This window comes from Streptomyces misionensis, from assembly GCF_007896895.1.
Classification (GTDB): Bacteria; Actinomycetota; Actinomycetes; order Streptomycetales; family Streptomycetaceae; genus Streptomyces; species Streptomyces misionensis_A.
Map to the genome: position 1 here is coordinate 27970 of NZ_VOGW01000160.1, position 24062 is coordinate 52031.

Annotated in this window: 18 protein-coding genes and 2 tRNA genes; 16 read left to right on the forward strand and 4 right to left on the reverse strand. The window is 69.4% G+C overall.

Going from position 1 to position 24062, the window contains the following annotated elements:
- Positions 1–335: 335 nt before the first annotated feature.
- The gene (locus tag FRZ03_RS26255) at positions 336–1127 is read right to left on the reverse strand and encodes a hypothetical protein (RefSeq protein WP_146467607.1); all 792 of its coding nucleotides are present in this window, start codon (positions 1125–1127) and stop codon (positions 336–338) included.
- Between the two features lie 119 nt (positions 1128–1246).
- A tRNA-Gly gene (locus FRZ03_RS26260) sits at positions 1247–1317 on the reverse strand.
- Positions 1318–1476: 159 nt separating this feature from the next.
- On the opposite strand from FRZ03_RS26260, the gene FRZ03_RS26265 reads away from it, so the two are divergent.
- The 5 genes from FRZ03_RS26265 (at position 1477) to clpX (ending at position 6186) form a co-directional block, all read left to right on the forward strand.
- Positions 1477–1553: transfer RNA gene (locus FRZ03_RS26265), tRNA-Pro, on the forward strand.
- Between the two features lie 188 nt (positions 1554–1741).
- Positions 1742–3118 (forward strand): trigger factor, encoded by a 1377-nt coding sequence (gene tig, locus FRZ03_RS26270; protein WP_146467608.1) that lies wholly within the window; start codon positions 1742–1744, stop codon positions 3116–3118.
- Between the two features lie 271 nt (positions 3119–3389).
- Positions 3390–3995: an ATP-dependent Clp protease proteolytic subunit gene (locus tag FRZ03_RS26275; RefSeq protein WP_186785621.1), complete on the forward strand. Its 606-nt coding sequence runs from the start codon at positions 3390–3392 to the stop codon at positions 3993–3995.
- A gap of 69 nt (positions 3996–4064) precedes the next feature.
- The gene (locus FRZ03_RS26280) at positions 4065–4730 is read left to right on the forward strand and encodes an ATP-dependent Clp protease proteolytic subunit (RefSeq protein ID WP_146467610.1); all 666 of its coding nucleotides are present in this window, start codon (positions 4065–4067) and stop codon (positions 4728–4730) included.
- A 169-nt stretch (positions 4731–4899) separates the two neighbouring features.
- Positions 4900–6186 (forward strand): ATP-dependent Clp protease ATP-binding subunit ClpX, encoded by a 1287-nt coding sequence (clpX, locus tag FRZ03_RS26285; protein ID WP_014672712.1) that lies wholly within the window; start codon positions 4900–4902, stop codon positions 6184–6186.
- Positions 6187–6256: 70 nt separating this feature from the next.
- On the opposite strand, the gene FRZ03_RS26290 is transcribed toward clpX, so the two are convergent.
- Positions 6257–7240 carry a hypothetical protein gene (locus FRZ03_RS26290; RefSeq protein WP_146467611.1) on the reverse strand — a complete coding sequence of 328 codons (984 nt, stop codon included), beginning with the start codon at positions 7238–7240 and terminating at the stop codon, positions 6257–6259.
- Positions 7241–7377: 137 nt separating this feature from the next.
- On the opposite strand from FRZ03_RS26290, the gene FRZ03_RS26295 reads away from it, so the two are divergent.
- The 11 genes from FRZ03_RS26295 (at position 7378) to FRZ03_RS26345 (ending at position 22767) form a co-directional block, all read left to right on the forward strand.
- Positions 7378–10002 (forward strand): valine--tRNA ligase, encoded by a 2625-nt coding sequence (locus FRZ03_RS26295; RefSeq protein ID WP_146467612.1) that lies wholly within the window; start codon positions 7378–7380, stop codon positions 10000–10002.
- Positions 10003–10101: 99 nt separating this feature from the next.
- Positions 10102–11619 (forward strand): bifunctional tetrahydrofolate synthase/dihydrofolate synthase, encoded by a 1518-nt coding sequence (gene folC, locus FRZ03_RS26300; protein ID WP_146467613.1) that lies wholly within the window; start codon positions 10102–10104, stop codon positions 11617–11619.
- 10 nt (positions 11620–11629) lie between these two features.
- Positions 11630–11986, forward strand: a complete 357-nt coding sequence (locus FRZ03_RS26305) for a DUF4233 domain-containing protein (RefSeq protein ID WP_146467614.1) — start codon at positions 11630–11632, stop codon at positions 11984–11986.
- Positions 11987–12054: 68 nt separating this feature from the next.
- Entirely contained in the window at positions 12055–12468 is a 414-nt protein-coding gene (gene ndk / locus FRZ03_RS26310; protein WP_146467615.1) for a nucleoside-diphosphate kinase, read from the forward strand.
- A 207-nt stretch (positions 12469–12675) separates the two neighbouring features.
- Complete coding sequence (locus FRZ03_RS26315; RefSeq protein ID WP_070027093.1) at positions 12676–13695, forward strand: rod shape-determining protein; 1020 nt, start codon at positions 12676–12678, stop codon at positions 13693–13695.
- Between the two features lie 169 nt (positions 13696–13864).
- Positions 13865–14887 (forward strand): rod shape-determining protein MreC, encoded by a 1023-nt coding sequence (gene mreC, locus FRZ03_RS26320; protein WP_146467616.1) that lies wholly within the window; start codon positions 13865–13867, stop codon positions 14885–14887.
- Positions 14888–14900: 13 nt separating this feature from the next.
- Complete coding sequence (gene mreD / locus FRZ03_RS26325; protein ID WP_146467617.1) at positions 14901–15578, forward strand: rod shape-determining protein MreD; 678 nt, start codon at positions 14901–14903, stop codon at positions 15576–15578.
- 167 nt (positions 15579–15745) lie between these two features.
- A complete protein-coding gene (mrdA, locus tag FRZ03_RS26330; RefSeq protein ID WP_146467618.1) occupies positions 15746–17998 on the forward strand; it encodes a penicillin-binding protein 2 in 2253 nt (750 codons plus the stop codon).
- Positions 17995–19191, forward strand: a complete 1197-nt coding sequence (gene rodA, locus FRZ03_RS26335; protein ID WP_146467619.1) for a rod shape-determining protein RodA — start codon at positions 17995–17997, stop codon at positions 19189–19191. Before mrdA ends, rodA begins: the two co-directional genes overlap by 4 nt.
- Positions 19192–19298: 107 nt before the next feature.
- The gene (locus FRZ03_RS26340; RefSeq protein WP_146467620.1) at positions 19299–20735 is read left to right on the forward strand and encodes a CYTH and CHAD domain-containing protein; all 1437 of its coding nucleotides are present in this window, start codon (positions 19299–19301) and stop codon (positions 20733–20735) included.
- Between the two features lie 70 nt (positions 20736–20805).
- Positions 20806–22767, forward strand: coding sequence for a TIGR03960 family B12-binding radical SAM protein (locus tag FRZ03_RS26345; RefSeq protein WP_146467621.1), 1962 nt, complete (start codon positions 20806–20808; stop codon positions 22765–22767).
- A 53-nt stretch (positions 22768–22820) separates the two neighbouring features.
- Here FRZ03_RS26345 and FRZ03_RS26350 read toward each other — a convergent pair whose 3' ends face one another.
- A complete protein-coding gene (locus FRZ03_RS26350; RefSeq protein WP_146467622.1) occupies positions 22821–24032 on the reverse strand; it encodes a globin domain-containing protein in 1212 nt (403 codons plus the stop codon).
- Positions 24033–24062 lie beyond the last annotated feature (30 nt).

A 24062-nucleotide genomic window follows, 5' to 3' on the forward strand; every position in this document is an offset into this window, starting at 1 on the left:
CTCCCCCTTGCACCGGTCGAGCCGCACGGCCCGCGCCCGAGTTATGTTCCGTACCGGTACGGATCGTAAGAGCCTCATGGTCGTACGGCAAGAGGCGGGCCCGGTACGAACGAAGGCCCAGGGAGAGGAGAACAACCTCTCACCTGGGCCTTCGGCATCCAGAGCGGGCGGGTGTGGATGACGCCGACGTCGATCGACCGGTCCCACGTCTCGGCCGATCGTCCACGGAGGTCCGGCCCCGACCGCTGGTGTTCGCGCTTGTTGGTGTCAGCCGCTGGTGTCAGCCGCCGCACGCGGTCTTGACCAGTGGCCGGGCTTCTCTCGACGCTGCGCCTTCAGCAGGACTCGTCAAGCAGCAGCAAATTTCGTCCATCCTCCGAGACGAACTTGAAGGCGCAGTACAGCGGTTCCTCCGGCCATTCGGGACCTTCGACCTTGCCGCCAGGACCCTCATAGCGTCGACTGGCCTTCTCCCAGACGGCGGCGCGCTGCTCGGCTGGCACATCCTCCAGCTGAGTGCTGCCTCCGCGTCCCAACACCATCAGGTCGGCGCTGATCGCGAGTCGTCGGGCGACTCGTACGTCCAACTTCTTTCCGGTCAGGTGCCAGGTGCCCCCAGCCCAACCGTCGATCACGCCGGTATTCACGGCGGAGAGCCAGACCTCATGTGTGCTCCCGGGATCTAGAGAGTCCGTGATCTCTTTGAAGGTTGCACGATGCTCGCTCTTGGCCATGGATACAGTCTGGACTGCCACAGGCAGGTTGGTTCTCAAGGAGCCCATTGCCGCGAGCCTGCGAGGAAGAGTCCCGTAGATCGACAGGAACTCGGCGTCGGCATTCCTGAGCGCTGGTCGCAGGTAGTCGGCAGCGTCACCGACCAACTGCACGGCGGCCTCGAACCGACCGTTGGACAGAAGGCAGTGAGCCACGGAACGGAAGAGCGAACCGGTCACAGCCATGTTGTCCGACTGCTGAGCGGCGGACAACCCGCGGTCGGCCGCGATCCATGCAAGATCCGTTTCGCCGACCTTGTTCAACACCATGACGGCGCCCTGGTACGTCATCGCCATCAGCTCTCGCGCTCGCTCGCGGTCCCGGCCTTGCTGGGCTTGGGCGGTGATGAGCACGTCAGCCAGTACGCCGGCCGAAGGGGCACGTGGGGGATGCGGAGGTCTGATCAGCCTCCGGGACAAACGAAGGCCCAGGGAGAGGAGAACAACCTCTCACCTGGGCCTTCGGCATCCAGAGCGGGCGACGGGAATCGAACCCGCGTAGCTAGTTTGGAAGACTAGGGCTCTACCATTGAGCTACGCCCGCAGCGCTGCGCCGCAGGTCGGTGACCGCGGCACGAAGGCATCGTAGCGGGTCGCCCGTCCATTGGGCCAACAGGTTCGGATCACGAACACCACGCGCCCCGCCTCGAAGAATGCGGCCGACGCGGGCCGTTCCGCCATGTACCCTACGTGTCGCACCAGACGGGGTGTGGCGCAGCTTGGTAGCGCGTCCGCTTTGGGAGCGGAAGGCCGTGGGTTCAAATCCCGCCACCCCGACCACCAGCCGACCAGCGGCCCGCGCGTCGTGATGGTCGCCTTTTGGGGCGCCGACCGCCTGCGGTTACTATGCAAGCTGCGCGCCCGTGTGACCCCGGCCCCCACGGCCTACGTAATCCTCCGGGCGGCGAATCCGCCGGACCTGTCTGGCTCGGCAGAACCCAAGCAGTCAGCCACAAGGAGACCGAACCGTGAAGAGCGCCGTGGAGACCCTGAACCCGACCCGGGTTCGGCTCACTGTCGAGGTGCCCTTCGAGGAGCTCAAGGACAGCCTCGACGCGGCGTACAAGAAGATCAACCAGCAGGTCACGGTGAAGGGCTTCCGCAAGGGCAAGATCCCTGCCCGCGTCATCGACCAGCGGTTCGGCCGCGGTGCGGTCCTGGAGGAGGCGGTCAACGACGCGCTCCCGAAGTTCTACACCGAGGCGGTCAACGAGGCCGAGCTGAACGTGCTCGGCCAGCCCGAGGTGGACATCACCGAGCTGAAGGACGGCGAGACGCTGAACTTCACCGCCGAGGTCGACGTCCGCCCGGCCCTGGAGATCCCGGACTACTCCGGCATCGAGGTCGAGGTCGACGCCGTCGAGGTCACCGACGAGGACGTCGAGAAGTCGGTCGAGCAGCTGCGCGAGCGCTTCGCCTCCACCTCCCCGGTGGAGCGGGCGGCCGAGGACGGCGACGTCGTCACCATCGACCTGGAGGCCAAGGTCGACGGCGAGGTGCTGGAGGACGGCATCGCCAACGGCGTCTCCTACACCATCGGCTCCGGTGAGCTGCTCGACGGCATCGACGAGGCCGTCAAGGGCCTGTCCGCCGGCGAGGAGGGCACCTTCACCTCCGAGCTGAAGGGCGGCTCCGCCGCGGGCAAGGAGGCCGAGGTCACCGTCAAGGTCACCGAGGTCGCCAAGCGTGAACTGCCCGAGCTGGACGACGAGTTCGCGCAGCTCGCCTCCGAGTTCGACACCCTGGACGAGCTCAAGGCCGACAGCCGCAAGCGCCTCGCGAACATGAAGCAGTTCGACCAGGCCACCCAGGCCCAGGAGCGCGTCCTGGAGAAGCTCCTCGAGCTGGTCGAGGTCCCGGTCCCCGAGAAGCTGCTCGAGGACGAGATCAACACCCGCAAGCACAACCTGGAGCACCACCAGCTCGCGCAGATGGGTCTGACCCTCGACAAGTACCTGGAGATCCAGGGCAAGACCGCCGAGGAGTTCGAGACCGAGACCCGCGAGGCCGCGGTCAAGGGCATCAAGACCCAGTTCGTCCTGGACGAGCTGGTGAAGAAGGAGAACCTGAACGTCAACCAGGAGGAGCTCACCGAGCACCTCATGCGGCGTGCGGCCTCCTCCGGCATGTCCCCCGACCAGTTCGCCCAGGCCGTCGTCGAGGGTGGCCAGGTGCCGCTCCTGGTCGGCGAGGTCGCCCGCGGCAAGGCCCTGGCCATCGTGGTCGAGGCCGCCACGGTGAAGGACACCAACGGCGAGACGGTCGACCTCAGCGACGAGGACGAGGAGACCGAGGCCGGCGCCGGGGAGACCGAGGCCGCCGCCGAGGAGACCACCGAGGGCTGAACCGCCCCGCGGCGCCCGTGAAGGACGCCAGGACGGGCCCTGGGGACGTGTTCCCCGGGGCCCGTTCGCCTACCCGGGGACGTGCCGCGTCCCGATGGCGCTACGCCCCCGGCGAACACTCCTATCTCCGGGATTCCCCGAACGGGCCCGAGCGTTAGGGTCCATGAGTACGGGGGCAGGGGAGTCTTCTGAAACCCCAAGCCTCCGGCAGGACGACGTGAGACGGCCCGGCGCCGTCGTGAGACGAGCAGGTGGATACGTGACGAATCTGATGCCCTCCGCCGCCGGCGAGCCCTCCATCGGTGGCGGCCTCGGCGACCAGGTCTACAACCGACTGCTCGGCGAGCGGATCATCTTCCTCGGCCAGCAGGTCGACGATGACATCGCCAACAAGATCACCGCGCAGATGCTGCTCCTTGCCGCCGAGCCGGACAAGGACATCTACCTCTACATCAACAGCCCCGGCGGCTCGGTGACGGCCGGCATGGCGATCTACGACACCATGCAGTACATCCCGAACGACGTGGTCACCATCGCGATGGGCATGGCGGCCTCCATGGGCCAGTTCCTGCTCACCGGCGGTGCCGCCGGCAAGCGCTTCGCCCTGCCGCACGCGGACATCATGATGCACCAGGGCTCCGCGGGCCTCGGCGGTTCGGTCACGGACATCAAGATCCAGGCCGAGTACCTGCTGCGCACCAAGCGCCGCATGGCGGAGCTGACCGCGCGGCACTCCGGCCAGACCTTCGAGACGATCACCCGGGACGCCGACCGCGACCGTTGGTTCACCCCGGAAGAGGCCAAGGAGTACGGTCTCATTGACGAGATCATCACGAACGCCTCGGGTGTTCCGGGAGGCGGCGGCACCGGTGCCTGACCGGCCCGGCCGCGCCACGCACCGCCACCACCCACGCCCCCAGAACGCCACCAGGACGGTGAACATCCCATGAGCAACTTCCCCGGCACCGCCAGCGGCATGTACGAAGGGCCCCGGCCCGACGCCCGCTACGTCATCCCGCGCTTCGTCGAGCGCACCTCCCAGGGCATCCGCGAGTACGACCCGTACGCGAAGCTCTTCGAGGAGCGCGTGATCTTCCTGGGCGTCCAGATCGACGACGCCTCCGCCAACGACGTCATGGCGCAGCTGCTGTGCCTGGAGTCGATGGACCCCGACCGGGACATCTCGATCTACATCAACAGCCCCGGCGGGGACATGACCGCCCTGACGGCGATCTACGACACGATGCAGTTCGTGAAGCCCGACATCCAGACGGTCTGCATGGGCCAGGCGGCCTCCGCCGCGGCCGTCCTGCTGGCCGCCGGCACCCCCGGCAAGCGCATGGCGCTGCCCAACTCCCGGGTGCTGATCCACCAGCCGGCCGGCTCCACCGGCCGCGGCCAGCTCTCCGACCTGGAGATCATCGCCAAGGAGTTCACCCGGATGCGCGAGCAGCTGGAGAACATGCTGGCCAAGCACTCGAACCAGCCGCTGGAGAAGATCCGCGAGGACATCGAGCGCGACAAGATCCTCACGGCCGAGGAGGCGCTGGAGTACGGCCTCGTCGACCAGATCATCTCCACCCGCAAGCTGAACAACGCCGAAGTCCGCTGACGCGGAGCGGCACGCTCTCAGCCCCCCTCGGCAGGGCTCACGGCAAAGTGAACCCTGCCAAGGGGGGCCCGAACATCGGGCCCGGCAAGGTACCGTCGGACATAAGGCAGCACCAGGAGCCGCTGGACCGCAGTGTCCAGGTGGCTCCCAGGCGAAGGGGAAGCACACCGTGGCACGCATCGGTGACGGCGGCGATCTGCTCAAGTGCTCGTTCTGCGGCAAGAGCCAGAAGCAGGTCAAGAAGCTCATCGCAGGGCCCGGTGTGTACATCTGCGACGAGTGCATCGATCTCTGCAACGAGATCATCGAGGAAGAGCTCGCGGAGACCAGCGAGGTGCGCTGGGAGGAGCTGCCCAAGCCCCGCGAGATCTACGAGTTCCTCGAGGGCTACGTGGTCGGCCAGGAGGCCGCCAAGAAGGCCCTGTCGGTCGCGGTGTACAACCACTACAAGCGGGTCCAGGCGGGCGAGAACGGCGGCGCGAGCGGCCGGGACGACGCCATCGAGCTGGCGAAGTCCAACATCCTCCTGCTGGGCCCCACGGGCTCCGGCAAGACCCTCCTCGCGCAGACCCTGGCGCGCATGCTGAACGTCCCGTTCGCCATCGCCGACGCCACGGCGCTGACCGAGGCGGGCTACGTCGGCGAGGACGTCGAGAACATCCTGCTGAAGCTGATCCAGGCCGCCGACTACGACGTCAAGAAGGCCGAGACCGGGATCATCTACATCGACGAGATCGACAAGGTGGCCCGCAAGAGCGAGAACCCGTCGATCACCCGCGACGTCTCCGGCGAGGGCGTGCAGCAGGCCCTGCTGAAGATCCTTGAGGGCACCACGGCCTCGGTGCCGCCGCAGGGCGGCCGCAAGCACCCGCACCAGGAGTTCATCCAGATCGACACGACGAACGTGCTGTTCATCGTGGGCGGTGCCTTCGCCGGCCTGGAGAAGATCATCGAGGCCCGGGCGGGCGCCAAGGGCATCGGCTTCGGCGCCACGATCCTCTCCAAGCGCGAGCTGGAGGCCAAGGACGTCTTCGAGGACGTCATGCCGGAGGACCTGGTCAAGTTCGGCATGATCCCCGAGTTCATCGGCCGTCTGCCGGTGATCACCTCGGTGCACAACCTGGACCGCGAGGCGCTGCTGAAGATCCTGGTGGAGCCGCGCAACGCCCTCGTCAAGCAGTACCAGCGCCTGTTCGAACTCGACGGCGTGGAGCTGGACTTCGAGCGCGAGGCCCTGGAGGCCATCGCCGACCAGGCCATCCTGCGCCAGACCGGCGCCCGGGGCCTGCGCGCCATCATGGAGGAAGTCCTCCAGGGCGTCATGTACGAGGTCCCCTCCCGCAAGGACGTGGCCCGCGTCGTCATCACCGCCGACGTGGTCCTCTCCAACGTCAACCCCACCCTGATCCCGCGCGACGCGCGCGGCCGGGGCTCGGGGGAGCAGAAGACGGCGTAAGCTCCGCGCACGCCGAAGGGGCCCCGGTCACCCGACCGGGGCCCCTTCGCATGCCCTGGGGCTTACGGGGTCAGGCCTTCACCCGCACCTCGTTGCGGAACTTGGCCGCCAGTTCGGCGTCCGCCGCGGGGTCGCCGGACCGGCCCGCCGCGAGCATCGCGACATCCATCGGCATGACCATGCCGAGCGTGCTGCGGTCACCCCAGATGCAGAAGTCGAACGACATCTCCTTGGGGCCCGTGCTGTCGGTGTTCGCGCCCTTGGCCTGCTGGCACTTGAGGACCGCGCCGTCGAGCGAGGCCGGCTTGTACTGCTTCGGCTCACCGACCAGGGTGTACTTGTCGGTGCTGCTGTCCTTGGAGCTCTCGCTCTTCAGGTAGGCGAACATCGCGTCGACGGTCTTCTCGGGGTCGTCGATCGTCCCGTAGACGCCGCCGAACTCGATGATCTTCTGGCCCAGCGGGTTGGAAGCGTCCCCGGACTTGTACTCGGCGCTGACGTCCTGCGGGTTGTGCACGCCCCACTTCTCGGCGTCCTTGAGGTCGCTCGAGGTCATCGTGTCGCTCTTGCTCGAACCGCGCTTGTACTCCGTCAGCACCGTCGCCGGGGTCGTCAGCTTGTGCGGGCCGTCGTCCGCCATGCCACTGCTGCCGCCGCCGAGCAGGACGACCGCGCCGACCACGATCGCCGCCACGACCACGACCGCGCCGATGATCAGCCCCGTCTTCTTCCTGCCGCCCCCCGGCTGGGGGGTCTGGGGCATGCCGTAGGGCTGCTGGCCATAGGGGTTCGGCTGCTGGCCGTACGGGTTCTGCTGCGGGGGGACGCCGGGCTGCTGCGGGTAGCCGTACCCCGGCTGCTGCGGGGCCTGCTGGGGGTAGCCGTAGCCGGGCTGCGGCGGGGCCGGCGGCTGACCGTACGGGCCGGCCTGCGGCTGCTGGCCGTACGGACCCGGCTGCCCCGGCTGGCCGTACGGACCGGGCTGCCCCGGCTGGCCGTACGGGCCCGGCTGCTGGGGTGGCTGGCCGTACGGGCCCGGCTGGTTGCTGCTCATTTCTGGGATCCCCCTAGGACGTTTATATGTTCCTGACATCCTGGACCAGCGACCGAAGGCGCAGGGCACCGGGGGTCGCACCGTTACAGAACAAACGCGTTTCGGGACCGGCCCGTGACCCCTCTAAACTGAGCCCCGTGACCGAGAACGCTCAGCAGCAGCCACCCGCGCCCGACACCGAACTGCCGACCCAGTACGCGCCGGCCGATGTAGAGGGGCCGCTGTACGAGCGCTGGGTGGAGCGGGGCTATTTCGAGGCGGACGCGAAGAGCGACAAGCCGCCCTACACCGTCGTCATCCCGCCGCCCAACGTCACCGGCTCGCTCCACCTGGGCCACGCCTTCGAGCACACCCTCATCGACGCCCTGACCCGCCGCAAGCGCATGCAGGGTCACGAGACGCTGTGGCAGCCCGGCATGGACCACGCCGGCATCGCCACCCAGAACGTGGTCGAGCGCGAGCTGGCCAAGGAGGGCAAGTCCCGCCACGACCTGGGCCGCGAGGCCTTCGTCGAGCGCGTCTGGAAGTGGAAGGGCGAGTCCGGCGGCCAGATCTCCGGCCAGATGCGCCGCCTCGGCGACGGCGTCGCCTGGTCCCGCGAGCGCTTCACCATGGACGAGGGCCTCTCCCAGGCCGTCCAGACCATCTTCAAGCGCCTCTACGACGACGAGCTGATCTACCGCGCCGAGCGCATCATCAACTGGTGCCCGCGCTGTCTGACGGCCATCTCGGACATCGAGGTCGAGTACCAGGACGACGACGGCGAGCTCGTCTCCATGACGTACGGCGACGGGGACGACACCATCGTCGTCGCCACCACCCGCGCCGAGACGATGCTCGGTGACACCGCCGTCGCCGTCCACCCCGAGGACGAGCGCTACCAGCACCTGGTCGGCAAGCTGATCAAGCTGCCGCTGACCGACCGCTCCATCCCGGTCGTCGCCGACGCCCACGTCGACCCCGAGTTCGGCACCGGCGCCGTCAAGGTGACCCCGGCGCACGACCCGAACGACTTCGAGATCGGCCAGCGCCACGACCTGCCGTCCATCACCGTGATGGACGAGCACGCCGTCATCACCGTGCACGGCCCGTTCCAGGGCATGGACCGCCTGGAGGCCCGCTCCGCCATCGTCGCCGCGCTGCGCGCCGAGGGCCGGATCGTCGCCGAGAAGCGGCCCTACGTCCACTCCGTCGGCCACTGCTCGCGCTGCAAGACCACCATCGAGCCGCGCCTGTCCATGCAGTGGTGGGTCAAGGTCGGCCCGCTCGCCAAGGCCGCGGGCGACGCGGTCCGCGACGGCAGGGTCACGATCCACCCGCAGGAGATGGAGAAGCGGTACTTCGACTGGGTCGACAACCTCCACGACTGGTGCATCTCCCGGCAGTTGTGGTGGGGCCACCGGATTCCCGTGTGGTACGGCCCCGACGGCGAAGTCGTCTGCGTCGGTCCCGGCGAGGAGCCGCCCACCGGCGAGGGCTGGCACCAGGACACCGACGTCCTCGACACCTGGTTCTCCTCCGGCCTGTGGCCCTTCTCCACCCTGGGCTGGCCCGAGCAGACCGAGTCGCTCGCGAAGTTCTACCCGAACTCCGTGCTGGTCACCGGCTACGACATCCTCTTCTTCTGGGTCGCCCGGATGATGATGTTCGGCCTGTACGCGATGGACGGCACCCCGCCGTTCCACACCATCGCCCTGCACGGCATGGTCCGCGACCAGTTCGGCAAGAAGATGTCGAAGTCCTTCGGCAACGCGGTCAACCCGCTGGACTGGATGGACAAGTACGGCAGCGACGCCCTGCGCTTCACCCTCGCCCGCGGCGCCAACCCGGGCGTGGACGTGCCGATCGGCGAGGACTGGGTCCAGGGCTCGCGCAACTTCGCCAACAAGATCTGGAACGCGACGCGCTTCGCGCTGATGAACGGCGCGACGGTCGAGGGCCCGCTGCCGGCGCCGTCGGCGATGTCGGCGACCGACCGCTGGATCCTGTCCCGCCTCAACTCGGTGGTCGCCGAAGTCGACGCGTACTACGAGGACTTCCAGTTCGCGAAGCTCTCCGACACCCTCTTCCACTTCGCGTGGGACGAGGTCTTCGACTGGTACGTCGAGCTGTCCAAGACCGTCTTCCAGGCGGGCGGCGAGCCGGCCGAGGTCTCCAAGCGGGTCCTGGGCGAGGTCCTGGACGTCACCCTGAAGCTGCTGCACCCGGTGGTCCCGTTCGTCACGGAGACGCTGTGGACGACGCTGACGGGCGGCGAGTCGATCGTCATCGCCGAGTGGCCGGCCGACAGCGGTTTCCGCGACCCGGCCGCCGAGCAGGAGATCTCCGCGCTCCAGTCGGTCATCACCGAGGTCCGCCGCTTCCGCGCCGACCAGGGCCTCCAGCCGGGCCAGCGGGTCCCGGCCCGGCTCTCCCTGGACGGCACGGCGCTCGCCCCGCACGAGGCGGCCATCCGCCAGCTGCTGCGCCTCCAGCCCGAGGGCGACTCCTTCACGGCGACGGCCACCCTGCCGATCGCCGGGGCGGAGGTCGCGCTGGACCTCTCCGGCACGATCGACGTCGCCGCCGAGCGCAAGCGCCTGGCCAAGGACCTCGCCGCCGCCGAGAAGGAGAAGTCCCAGGCCACGGCCAAGCTCGGCAACGAGGCCTTCCTCGCCAAGGCCCCGGAGAACGTGGTGGACAAGATCCGCACCCGCCTGTCCAAGGCGGAGGAGGACATCGCCCGCATCCAGGCCCAGCTGGAGAAGCTGCCGCAGGCGTAGCCGTCCGTACGGCTCCGTACGACGCCGAAGGCCCCGGTACCGACAAGGCACCGGGGCCTTCGCCCACTCCTGTCCCCGGCCCTCCGTAGACTGGGACCCGTGAGCGACCTCCCGCACGACGACAACGGCCGGCCCGACCCCCTCGACTCCTTCGAGGAGATCATCGAGGCCGAGACCACCCGCGACCCCGACCTCGCCGTGATCGAGGCCGGCAGCCGCACCCTCCGGACGCAAGGGGGAGCGCCGACGGCCGACGTACCCGCGCGCCCCGAGGACCCGGAGGTCGACAAGGCGCTGCGCGAGGTCGAGGCCGAGCTGGCCACCCGCTGGGGCGAGACCAAGCTGGAGCCCTCGGTCGGCAGGATCTCCGCGCTGATGGACCTGCTGGGCGAGCCCCAGCGCTCGTACCCCTCGATCCACATCACGGGCACCAACGGCAAGACCTCCACCGCGCGCATGATCGAGGCCCTGCTCGGCGCCTTCGAACTGCGCACCGGCCGCTACACCAGCCCTCACGTCCAGTCGATCACCGAGCGGATCAGCCTGGACGGCGCCCCGATGAGCGCCGAGCGGTTCGTCGAGACGTACCAGGACATCAAGCCGTACATCGAGATGGTGGACTCCGCCCAGGAGTTCCGGCTGTCCTTCTTCGAGGTGCTCACCGGCATGGCGTACGCGGCCTTCGCGGACGCCCCGGTCGACGTCGCCGTCGTCGAGGTCGGCATGGGCGGCTCCTGGGACGCGACGAACGTGATCGACGCCGATGTCGCGGTCGTCACCCCGATCTCCCTGGACCACACCGACCGCCTCGGCGAGACCCCGGCGGAGATCGCCGGCGAGAAGGCCGGGATCATCAAGCAGGACGCGACCGTCATCCTGGCCCAGCAGCCGGTGGACGCCGCCCAGGTGCTGCTGAAGAAGGCCGTGGAGGCCGACGCCACCGTGGCCCGCGAGGGCCTGGAGTTCGGCGTCGTCGCCCGCCAGGTGGCCGTCGGCGGACAGCTGCTCACCCTGCGCGGCCTCGGCGGCGAGTACCACGAGGTCTACCTCCCGCTGCACGGCGCCCACCAGGCGCACAACGCGGCCGTGGCGCTCGCGGCGGTGGAGGCGTTCTTCGGCGTCGGCGCCCAGCGTGCCGAGCCGCTGGACATCGACACCGTCCGCAAGGCGTTCGCCGCCGTCTCCTCCCCGGGCCGCATGGAGGTCGTACGGCGTTCCCCCACCGTGGTGCTGGACGCGGCGCACAATCCGGCCGGCGCCGAGGTGACCGCCGAGGCGGTGCGCGAGGCGTTCGACTTCAGCCGGCTGATCGGCGTGGTCGGCGCGAGCGGCGACAAGAACGTGCGCGGGCTGCTGGAGGCCTTCGAGCCGATCTTCGCCGAGGTCGTCGTCACCCAGAACTCCAGCCACCGCGCCATGGACGCGGACGAACTGGCCGCCATCGCCGTCGAGGTCTTCGGCGACGAGCGGGTCCAGGTCGAGCCGCGGCTGCCCGACGCCCTGGAGGCCGCGATCACGCTGGCCGAGGAGGAGGGCGAGTTCGCGGGCGGCGGGGTGCTGGTCACCGGTTCCGTCATCACGGTCGGCGAGGCCCGGCTGCTGCTGGGCAAGGGCTGAGGAGTCCGACGTGCGTACGCTGTGTTCATCCACTCTGATCGGCGAGTTCTTCGTCATCGGCTTCGCCGGACTGGTCGCCATGAAGGACCCGAGCCTGTCGGTGTCGACCGTCTGGCTGGTCAGCGGCATCGCCATGGTGCTGTGCGTGCTGCTGTGCGGCGTGGTGACCCGGCCCGGCGGGGTCGCCCTCGGCTGGGCCCTCCAGATCGCCCTGATCGCCTCCGGCGTCTTCGTGCCCACCATGTACTTCATGGGCGCGCTGTTCGCGGCCCTGTGGTGGGCCTCGGTGCACTTCGGCCGGAAGATCGACGAGGCCAAGGCCCGGTTCGCCGCGCAGAGCGACTCCTCCACGCCTGACGCTGTGTGACAGGGGCGCGGACACGCCCTGTAACCTCGTCCCACCGCACACACGTTTCACGCGTAAGGAGTCCCCTCGTGAGCCAGCGCACCCTCGTCCTCCTCAAGCCCGACGCCGTCCGTCGCGGCCTGACCGGCGAGATCATCAGCCGTATCGAGCGCAAGGCCGGCTGGCAGATCACCGCGCTGGAGCTGCGCACCCTGGACCAGGAGACCCTGGAGCAGCACTACGGCGAGCACAAGGGCAAGCCCTTCTACGAGCCGCTGGTGGCGTTCATGGCCTCCGGTCCGGTCGTCGCCATGATCGTCGAGGGCGAGCGGGTCATCGAGGGCGTGCGCGCGCTCGCCGGCCCGACCGACCCGATCGTCGCCGCGCCGGGCTCCATCCGCGGCGACTTCGGTGTGATCGTCCGCGAGAACCTGATCCACGCCTCGGACTCCGAGGAGTCCGCCGAGCGCGAGGTGAAGATTTTCTTCCCCGGCCGCGCCTGATACCGGCGATCGAGGGAACGAGCGCCCCCGAACGCCCGTCTCCACAAGCGAGGCGGCCCGCCATCTGGTGACAATGACGGAGACCCTCGCGCAGTGTTCGTGCAGGCGCGTTTACGATAGAAGCCTTCACGTCACAGCACCCGCCTCGCCTGCCTGACATGCCCTCAAAAGCTCGGGAAGGCCAGATGAATCCGGATGGGGAACTCAATGTCGTTCATCGGCCGTGACATGGCTGTCGACCTCGGGACCGCCAACACGCTGGTGTACGTCAGGGGTCGCGGAATCGTACTGAACGAGCCGTCCGTCGTCGCGATCAACACCAACACCGGTGGCATCCTGGCGGTCGGCGCCGAAGCGAAGAAGATGATCGGCCGGACGCCGGGGAACATCGTGGCCGTCCGGCCGCTGAAGGACGGCGTGATCGCCGACTTCGAGATCACCGAGCGGATGCTCCGCTACTTCATCCTGAAGATCCACAAGCGGCGGTATCTGGCGCGTCCCCGGGTCGTCGTCTGTGTGCCCTCGGGCATCACCGGCGTCGAGCGCCGCGCGGTGATCGAGGCCTCCACCCAGGCGGGCGCCCGCCAGGTGCACATCATCGAGGAGCCCATGGCCGCGGCCATCGGCTCCGGCCTGCCGGTCCACGAGGCCACGGGCAACATGGTGGTGGACATCGGCGGCGGCACCACGGAGGTCGCGGTCATCTCCCTCGGCGGCATCGTCACCGCCCAGTCCATCCGCGTCGCGGGTGACGAGCTGGACAACGCGATCATCCAGTACATCAAGAAGGAGTACAGCCTTCTGCTGGGCGAGCGCACCGCCGAACAGATCAAGATCACCATCGGTTCGGCGTACGAACTCGAAGAGGACGAGCACACCGAAGTCCGCGGCCGGGACCTGGTGTCCGGGCTGCCCAAGACCGTCGTCATCTCGGCCGCCGAGGTCCGCAAGGCGATCGAGGAGCCGGTCAACGCGATCGTGGACGCGGTCAAGACGACCCTCGACAAGTGCCCGCCGGAGCTGTCCGGCGACATCATGGACCGGGGCATCGTGCTGACCGGTGGCGGCGCCCTGCTGCGCGGTCTGGACGAGCGGCTGCGCCGGGAGACCGGAATGCCGATCCATATCGCCGAGGACCCGCTGGACAGCGTCGCGCTCGGATCGGGAAAGTGCGTCGAGGAGTTCGAGGCGCTCCAGCAGGTGCTGGACGCCCAGCCGCGCCGATGACGCGGTACTTCGATTCCGCCGTACGAGACGTTCTCCTCTCGTGCGGCGGATCGTTGATATAGAGGCATAAGCTCCCCCCCAACGGGCCCCTTGGATTTGCGCCTTGGCATTGGCGCCAATTCCGAGGGCCCGACGAATTCCTACTTGAGGAAGGGCACGGCCGCCGCACGTGAGGGACACCAAAGAGAGCCGGCTGCTCCTGGTCCTGCTGATCGCCATCGCGTTCGCGTTGATCACCGTGGATATCCGAGGGGGCCGGAACTCCCCGGTCGACGGCGCCCGGCAGGCCGCGGCCGCCGTCTTCGGCCCGGTGGAGGACGGACTTTCCTCGGCGGTCGACCCGGTCGGCAACGCCATCTCCGCGGTCCGAGACTCGGGCAACCGGCACAGCAGGCTCGCCGAGCTGGAGAAGGAGAACGCGGCCCTCAAGGCGAAGCTCGGCAGCGACGACCGGACCCGCAGCCGGCTCGGCCAGCTCGACCGGATGCTGAAGCTCGCCGGCGAGGGCCAGTACGGCATCAAGGGCGCCCAGGTCATCGCCATAGGGTCCGCGCAGGGCTTCTCCTGGACCATCACCATCGACGTCGGCGCGAACGACGGCATCAAGCGGGACATGACCGTCCTCAACGGCGACGGCCTGGTCGGCCGGGTCACCACGGTCGGCCCCGACACCTCCACCGTGCTGCTCGCCAACGACCCGGACTTCACCGTCGGCACCCGTCTGGAGGGCAGCGACGAGCTCGGCTTCGCCTCCGGGCAGGGCGACCGCCCGCTGCGCGTGGAACTCCTCAACGGCAAGGCGGAGGTGAAGAGGGGCGACCGGCTGGTCACCTTCGGCTCCGAGTCCGACAAGCCGTTCGTGCCGGGCGTGCCGGTCGGCGTGGTCTCCCGCGTCGATCCCTCCGGCGGCGGTCTGACCCGCACCCTGTACGTCACCCCGTACGTCGGCTTCACCAAGCTGGACGTCGTCGGCGTGGTCGTCCAGGGCCCGAAGAAGGACCCGCGCGACGAGGTACTGCCGGCCAAGCCCAAGCCGGTGCCGACGCCGACGGTGACCGTCACCGTCACCCCGTCGGCGGACGCGAACGGGAACGGCGGCAACTCCGGCTCGAACGCGGGCGACCGCTCGCAGAACGACTCGTCGCAGAACTCGTCACAGAACGACACTTCGCACAACGACCAGCAGCCGTAGGAGCTGAATCCCCATGCGTGTCAACCGGATCCTGCTCTCCGTACCGCTGGTCGTGGTCGCGCTGGTGATCCAGGTGAGCGTCCTCGCCCGCCTCCATCTGCCGGGCGCCGTCCCCGACCTGCTGCTCCTCACCGTCCTCGGCCTCGCCATGGTGTACGGCCATGTCGGCGGCGCCCTCGTCGGGTTCGCCGCCGGCCTGCTGGCCGACGTCGCCCCGCCCGCCGACCACGCGGCCGGCCGCTACGCCCTGGTGCTCTGTGTGACCGGCTACTTCGCCGGGCTGATCAAACCGGAGAGCGGCAAACTGAGGTCGGTGACCGGCCCGATGGCCGTGGTGGTCGCCGCCGCGATCGGCTCCACCCTGCTGTACGCCGGGGTGGGCGCCCTGGTCGGCGACACCGCCGCCCGCCATGTGGGCCTGCCCGGCCTGCTGGTCTCCGCCGCCCTGTACGACCTGCTGCTCGCCCCGTTCGTGGTCCCCGGGGTGATGTGGCTGGCCCGCCGCTGCGACAACGACCCGCTGGCCGAGACCGGCGCCACCGGCAAGGCGGCCGACATCTCCTCGGGCTGGCTGTCCTCCGGCACCGGCCTGCACATCGGCAGCCAGCGCGGGGCCCTCGGCGCCCTGAAGGCCAAGGCCCGCACCCGCTCCGCACGGGTCGGCCGCATCAAGGGGGTCAAGCGCCTGTGAGGGAACGACAGGCCCCCGGCGGTCCGGGGCGATTCACTCGAACGGGTCGGATTCCGCGGAACGCGGGCTCACAGGCTGATCGTTCATCATTCGTACGCACGCGGGCCGTTCGCACACACGCGCCGCGCACCCAGACGTCCGCGCACTGAGAGGGGGAGACAGCCGCAGTGACCAACATCCCCGAGACCGGTCGGACCCCACGGGTCCAGATCCGGCTCGTCGTGATCCAGATCCTCGTCCTCTCCCTCCTCGGCACGCTCGGCGGCCGGCTGTGGTACCTCCAGATCCGGGAGGGCGCCCAGTACCAGAAGGAGGCCTCCGGCAACCACGTGCAGCAGGTCGTCCAGCCCGCCGTCCGCGGCGAGATCCTGGACGCCCGCGGCGTCCCCCTCGCGGACAACGAGACACGTCTGGTGGTCTCCGCCTCCCGCACCGACCTGCTCAAGCAGAAGGACGACGGCAAGGCGGTCCTGACCAAGCTGGCCGGGGTCCTCGGCATGAAGACCGAGGACGTCATGCAGAAGGTCCGCCTCTGCGACGCCAAGACCCCCCAGCCGTGCTGGAACGGCTCGCCGTACCAGCCGATCCCGATCACCGACGAGGCCACGCCCCGGCAGGCCCTCCAGATCCGCGAGCGCTCCGAGGACTTCCCCGGCATCACCGCCGAGCCCGAGGCCGTGCGCCGCTACCCGGCCCCCGGCAAGTCCAACACCGCCCAGGTCCTCGGCTACCTCTCGCCGGTCACCGACGACGAGATCCAGAAGGCCAAGAACACCAGCTCGCCCTATCTGCGCTCGGACATGGTCGGCCGCTCCGGCCTGGAGCGGCAGTACGACAAGGAACTGCGCGGCAAGGCCGGTGTGACGCGCTACGAGGTGGACAACCTCGGCCGGGTCATCGGCAAGGCCAAGGCGGACGCGGCCCAGCCCGGTTCGAACCTGGTGACCAGCATCGACTCCCGCGTCCAGCGCGTCGCGGAGTACGAACTGGACAAGGCGATGAAGGCCGCCCGCCAGCAGTACGACTCCATCACCGGCGAGAACTACAAGGCCGACTCCGGTGCCGTCGTGGTGATGGAGGCCAAGACCGGCCGCATCGTCGCCATGGCCTCGGCCCCCACCTACGACCCGAACGTCTGGGTGGGCGGCATCTCCGCCAAGGACTACAAGGCCCTCACCGGCAAGGACTCCGACTACCCGCTGCTCAACCGGGCCATACAGGGTCAGGCCGCGCCCGGCTCGACCTTCAAGGTGATCTCCACGGCCGCCGCGGTCCAGGCGGGCTACCCGTGGGACGGCGGCTACCCGTGCACCAGCGACTACCGGGTGGGCAACCAGGTCTTCAAGAACTTCGAGGGCGAGAACTTCGGCGACATCTCGCTGGGCCGCGCCCTGGAGGTCTCCTGCGACACCGTCTTCTACGGGCTCGCCGACCGGGAGTGGAAGAAGGACGGCGGCATCAACCCCAAGAAGGGCCGGCCGAAGGACTACTTCTTCAAGACCGCCCACCAGTTCGGTCTCGGCAAGCCGACCGGCGTCGACCTGCCCAACGAGCTCGGCGGCCGCGTCCCCGACCGCCAGTGGAAGCAGGACTACTGGGAGGCCAACAAGGACTCCTGGTGCAAGACCGGCAAGAAGGACGGCAGTTACGTCGAGAAGATCGCCTACGAGAACTGCCTCGAAGGCAACAAGATGCGCGAGGGTGACGAGATCAACTACTCCATCGGCCAGGGCGACACCCTCGTCACGCCGATCCAGGAGGCGATGATCTACGGCGCCGTCGCCAACGGCGGCACCGAGTACGTCCCGACCATCGGCAAGGCGATCATCAGCCCCGACGGCAAGACCGTGCAGGAGATCAAGCCCCAGGTGCAGCGCAAGCTGCCGGTCACCCAGGCCACCCTCAAGGGCATGGACGACGCCTTCGCGGGCGTCATCACCCGGGGTACGGCGGCCTGGAAGTTCAGCGGCTGGCCCCAGGACAAGATCCCGCTGCACGGCAAGACCGGTACCGCGGAGGTCTACGGCAAGCAGACCACCTCCTGGATGGCCACCTACTCCAAGGACTACACGGTGATCATGACGATCGCCCAGGCCGGTACCGGTTCCGGCGCCTCCGGTGAGGCCGTGCGCAACATCTACAGCGCGCTCTACGGCGTCCAGGGCGACGGCTCCATCGACAACAAGAGGGCGCTGCTGCCCCAGCCGCAGGCGAGCCTGCCGAAGGTCCGCACGGACGGCACCATCGTCGCGCCACAGGTCCCCAAGGACGCTGCGAAGGACACCGAGGCCGCCCAGAAGAACAACCCGAGCAACGGCAGCGACCAGCAGCCCGCCGGCACCGCCCCGACCGACAACACCAACCGCAACACCCGAAGGCGGCCACGCCGGAAGCGGGGGAGCCGGAGGATGCCCTCATGACCGGCGTGAACAGCTTCTCCGTCTCCGGGTACGGCCCCGAGCGCGCCGGCTGGACCAGGTTCTTCGCCCGCGACTCCGTGACCCGCCGCCTGGACTGGCCCATGATGCTGGCCGCCCTCGCGCTGTCGCTGCTGGGCTCGCTGCTGGTGTTCTCGGCCACCCGCAACCGCACCGAGATCAACCAGGGAGACCCGTACTTCTTCCTGGAACGCCACCTGATGAACCTGGGCATCGGGGCCGCCCTGATGATCGGCACCCTCTGGCTGGGCCACCGCGCCCTGCGCAACGCGGTGCCGATCCTCTACGGCGCCTCCGTCATGCTCGCCCTGGTGGTGCTCACCCCGCTCGGCGCCACCATCAACGGCCAGCGCAACTGGATCGTGATCGGCGGCTTCTCCGTGCAGCCCGCCGAGTTCCTCAAGATCGCGATCATCCTCGGCATGGCGATGCTGCTGGCCGCGCGGGTGGACGCGGGCGACAAGCCCTACCCCGACCACCGCACGGTGGCACAGGCCCTCGGCCTCGCGGCCGTGCCGTGCATGATCCTGCTGCTGATGCCGGACCTCGGCTCGGTGCTGGCGATGGTGGCCATCATCCTGGGCGTGCTGCTCGCCTCCGGCGCCTCCAACCGCTGGATCTTCGGTCTGCTCGCCACGGGCGTGATCGGCTGCGTCGCCATCTGGCAACTGCACATCCTGGACCAGTACCAGATCAACCGCTTCGCGGCCTTCGCCAACCCCGACCTGGACCCGGCCGGTGTCGGCTACAACACCAACCAGGCCCGGATCGCCATCGGCTCCGGCGGGCTGACCGGAGCCGGGCTCTTCCACGGCTCGCAGACCACCGGCCAGTTCGTGCCCGAGCAGCAGACCGACTTCGTGTTCACGGTCGCGGGCGAGGAACTCGGCTTCCTCGGCGCCGGGTTCATCATCTTCCTGATCGGCGTCATCCTGTGGCGGGCCTGCCGGATCGCCCGGGACTCGACGGAGCTGTACGGAACGATCGTCGCCGCGGGCATCGTGGCCTGGTTCGCCTTCCAGGCGTTCGAGAACATCGGCATGACCCTCGGCATCATGCCGGTCACCGGTCTGCCGCTGCCGTTCGTGTCATACGGCGGGTCCTCGATGTTCGCTGTCTGGATAGCGGTGGGGCTGCTCCAGTCGATCAAGGTGCAGCGGCCCATGTCGGCCTGAGAAAACCGGCCCGGGAAAAACCGCCGCCCCGGGCCGGCGCCCACTGGTGCCGTGCCGGGCGTCGCGAGCCGGTGAACCTTTCCGGTCGCAGCACTAGATTCGGGTTCATGGCGGAGACGAAACGCGAGATCGAGCGCAAGTACGAAGCCGATGACAGCGGGCTGCCCGACCTGACCGGTGTCGGCGGGGTGGCGGCCGTCCTCGACCGGGGCCTGACGGAGCTGGACGCCACCTACTACGACACCGCCGACCAGCGCCTCGCCGCCGCCTCGGTCACCCTGCGCCGCCGCACCGGGGGCGCGGACGCCGGCTGGCACCTCAAGCTCCCGGTCGCCCGGGACGTCCGCGACGAGATCCGGGCCCCGCTGAGCGACACCCTCCCCACCGAACTCGCCGCCCTGGTCCGCTCCCGGGTCCGCGGCGCCGAACTGGTCCCGCTGGTCCGGCTGCGCACCGCCCGCTCCGTCCGCCACCTGGTGGACGCGGACGGCGCCCTGCTGGCCGAGGCGAGCGTCGACGCCGTGACCGCCGAACGGCTCACCACCCCGGGCCGTACCGAGAAATGGACCGAGATCGAGCTGGAACTGGCCGACGGGGGAGACCCGGCATTTCTCGACCGGGTGGAGAAACGGCTGGTCAAGGCGGGCGTACGGCCCTCCGCCGCGCCGTCCAAACTGGCCCGCGCGCTGGCCGCGACCGGCACCCGCCGAAGGCCTGCCGCGCCCGCCGAGCCGGTCACCGCGGGCGACCACGTCCTCGCCTACCTCCGCGCCCAGCGGGACGCCTTGGTCGCGCTCGACCCCGCCGTACGCCTGGACACCCCCGACACCGTGCACCGGATGCGGGTCGCCACCCGCCGCGCCCGAGGCACCCTGCGCACCTTCCGCGCCGTCCTGGACCGCGCCGCCACCGACCCCGTCGCCGCCGAGCTGAAATGGCTCGCGGGCGAACTGGGCGTCGACCGCGACCAGGAAGTGCTGGCCGACCGCCTCACGGCCTGGGCGCGGGCCCGGCGGGGCGGCGCCCACGGCCACCTCACCGGAGTCCTCGACTCCCCCCGCCACCTCGCCCTGCTGAACTCCCTCGACGCCCTCCTCGCGGACCCGCCGCTGCGCGAGGCCGCCGCGCGCAAACCCCGCAAGGTGCTCGGCAAGGCCGTGCGCAAGGACCTGTCGCGACTCACCACGCTCGTCGAGCGGGCGCTGCGCCTGCCCCCGGGCGAGGAACGCGACCTCGCCCTGCACGAGGCCCGCAAGAAGGCCAAGCGCGCCCGCTACGCCGCCGAGGCCGCCACCCCGGCCCTGGGCGCCCCGGCCGCCGCTCTCACCGCCGCCATGAAGTCCCTGACCACCCTGCTCGGCGACCACCAGGACAGCGTGATGGCCCGCAAGGCCCTGCGCGAGCTGGCCGCGGTGGCCCACGCGGCAGGGGAGAGCGCGTTCCCCTACGGGGTGCTCCACGGCAGGGAGGAGGCCCGGGCGGCGGCAGCGGAGGCCGAGCTGCCCGGCCGCTGGCGGGAGGCCGGTGCCCGCTTCCTTCGCTGACCGTTCGGAGGAGTCCTCCGGGCGGGTTACGCTGGATGGTCACCCCTGTCAGCTCATGAAGGTTCGCGAGATGCCTGTCGAGTCGGTTTTCCCGCAGCTCGAAGCTCTGCTCCCGCACGTGCAGAAGCCCATCCAGTACGTGGGTGGAGAACTCAACTCCACCGTCAAGGACTGGGACGAGTGCGACGTCCGCTGGGCGCTCATGTACCCGGACGCCTACGAGGTCGGTCTGCCCAACCAGGGCGTCATGATCCTCTACGAGGTCCTCAACGAGCAGGAGGGCGTGCTCGCCGAGCGCACCTACAGCGTCTGGCCGGACCTGGAGGCGCTGATGCGCGAGCATCGCGTCCCGCAGTTCACGGTCGACAGCCACCGCCCGGTGAAGGCCTTCGACGTGTTCGGGCTGAGCTTCTCCACGGAGCTGGGCTACACCAACATGCTCACCGCGCTGGACCTGGCCGGCATCCCGCTGGAGTCCAGGGACCGCACCGACGAGGACCCGATCGTCCTGGCCGGCGGCCACGCCGCGTTCAACCCGGAGCCGATCGCCGACTTCATCGACGCGGCGGTCATCGGCGACGGCGAGCAGGCCGTCCTGGACATGACCCGGATCATCCGCGAGTGGAAGGCTGAGGGCCGCCCCGGCGGCCGCGAGGAGGTCCTCTTCCGGCTGGCGAGGACGGGCGGGGTCTACGTCCCCGCGTTCTACGACGTCGAGTACCTGCCCGACGGCCGTATCGCCCGTGTCGTGCCGAACAAGTCCGGCGTGCCGTGGCGGGTGTCCAAGCACACCGTCATGGACCTGGACGAATGGCCGTACCCGAAGCAGCCGCTCGTCCCGCTGGCCGAGACGGTCCACGAGCGCATGTCGGTGGAGATCTTCCGCGGCTGCACCCGCGGCTGCCGCTTCTGCCAGGCGGGCATGATCACCCGCCCGGTGCGCGAGCGCTCCATCACCGGCATCGGCGACATGGTCGACAAGGGCCTGAAGGCCACCGGCTTCGAGGAGGTCGGCCTGCTCTCGCTGTCCTCCGCGGACCACTCGGAGATCGGCGACATCGCCAAGGGCCTGGCGGACCGCTACACGGACGACAAGATCGGCCTGTCGCTGCCCTCCACCCGCGTGGACGCCTTCAACGTCGACCTGGCCAACGAGCTGACCCGCAACGGCCGCCGCTCCGGTCTGACCTTCGCCCCCGAGGGCGGCTCCGAGCGCATGCGCAAGGTCATCAACAAGATGGTCTCGGAGGACGACCTCATCCGGACCGTGGCGACGGCCTACGGCAACGGATGGCGCCAGGTGAAGCTGTACTTCATGTGCGGCCTGCCCACGGAGACCGACGAGGACGTCCTCCAGATCGCCGACATGGCGACCCACGTCATCCAGAAGGGCCGCGAGGTCTCCGGCTCCAACGACATCCGCTGCACGGTCTCCATCGGCGGCTTCGTGCCCAAGCCGCACACGCCGTTCCAGTGGGCCCCGCAGCTGTCGGCGGAGGAGACGGACGCGCGCCTGGAGAAGCTGCGCGACAAGATCCGCGGCGACAAGAAGTACGGCCGCTCCATCGGCTTCCGGTACCACGACGGCAAGCCGGGCATCGTCGAGGGCCTGCTGTCCCGCGGCGACCGCCGGGTGGGCGACGTCATCCGCGCCGTCTACGAGGACGGCGGCCGCTTCGACGGCTGGCGCGAGCACTTCTCCTACGACCGCTGGATGGCCTGCGCCGACAAGGCCCTCGCCGGCCACGGTGTGGACGTCGACTGGTACACCACCCGTGAGCGCGGCTACGAGGAGGTCCTGCCCTGGGACCACCTCGACTCCGGCCTCGACAAGGACTGGCTCTGGGAGGACTGGCAGGACGCCCTCGACGAGACCGAGGTCGAGGACTGCCGCTGGACCCCCTGCTTCGACTGCGGCGTCTGCCCGCAGATGGACACCCACATCCAGATCGGCCCGACGGGCAGGAAGCTGCTCCCCCTGACGGTCAAGAACGCGGGCCCGGCACCGGCTTCGAGCGGGCACGCGCACTGAGGTGAGCGGGTCCGGGCGGGGCCGTTCGGTCCCGCCCGCAGCGGTCTTCGGGGTCAGTCCAGGTCGGCCTGCCACAGGTCGGGGCCGAAGACCTCGTACTGGATGTCGTGCGGGGCCACCCCGTGCTCGATCAGCCTGCCGCGTACCGCCTTCATGAAGGGGAGCGGGCCGCACAGGTGGTACACGGCGTCGTCGGCCAGGTCGACGGCGGTGGGGTCCATCAGTGCCTCGAAGACCCCGTCCACCGGTTCCATGCTGTGGGCGCCCTTCTCGTACCAGACGTACATCCGGGCGTTGCGCAGTGCCAGCACGTCGTTGACGACCTGGCGGCGCAGCGGGAACCGGCTCTCGTCGAGATCGGCGTGCAGCACGGTGATCGACAGCCCGGACTCGGCCGCCGCCAGGTGGGACAGCATGCCCGCCATGGGGGAGACGCCGATGCCCGCGCCGGCGAAGACCACCGGGCGCCCGGCGTCGTCGAGCACCACGTCGCCGTACGGCAGGGACAGCGACACCGTGTCGCCCACTCCCACCGAGTCGTGCAGCAGCGTCGACATCTCGCCGTCCGGGTCGCCGCCCTCGCCGCGCACCCGCTTGACGGAGAACTGGCGGTGTTCCCCGTCGTCGGCGCGGGTCAGGCTGTACTGGCGGGGCTGGAGCGTGCCGTCGGGCATCCGCATCCGCACGGTGACGTACTGGCCGGGCAGCGAGGTCTTCACCAGGCGGTCGTCGGTGCGCCGGACGACGAAGGTCACCACGTCGTCGCTCTCCGGGATCTTCCGCACCACCTGCCAGTCCCGCCACACCGTCTCCGGCCGGACCCCGCGCGCGCTGTACAGGCCGCGTTCCTGGTTGATCAGGGCGTTGGCCATGAGCCAGTACACCTCGTCCCAGGCCGCGGCGACCTCCGGGGTGACCGCGTCGCCCAGGACGTCGCCGATCGCCCACATCAGGTGGTCGTGGACGATCCGGTACTGGTCCGGGCGGATGCCGAGCGAGGTGTGCTTGTGGGCGATCCGGCACAGCAGCTGCTCCGGCACCCGCTCGGGACTCTCCAGCAGGGTCGTCGCGAAGGCGGCGACCGAGCCGGCGAGTGCCTGCTGTTGCCGGCCGTGGACCTGGTTGCCGCGGTTGAAGACACCGTCCATCAGCTCGGGGTGCTCGGTGAACAGGTGCTTGTAGAAGCGCTGGGCGATCTCGCCGATGTGCTCGGCGACGACCGGCAACGTCGCGGCTATGACTGGGCGCGACCGGTCGGAAAGCATGTGACTTCCTTCGGGGCCGCGGAAAGGTTC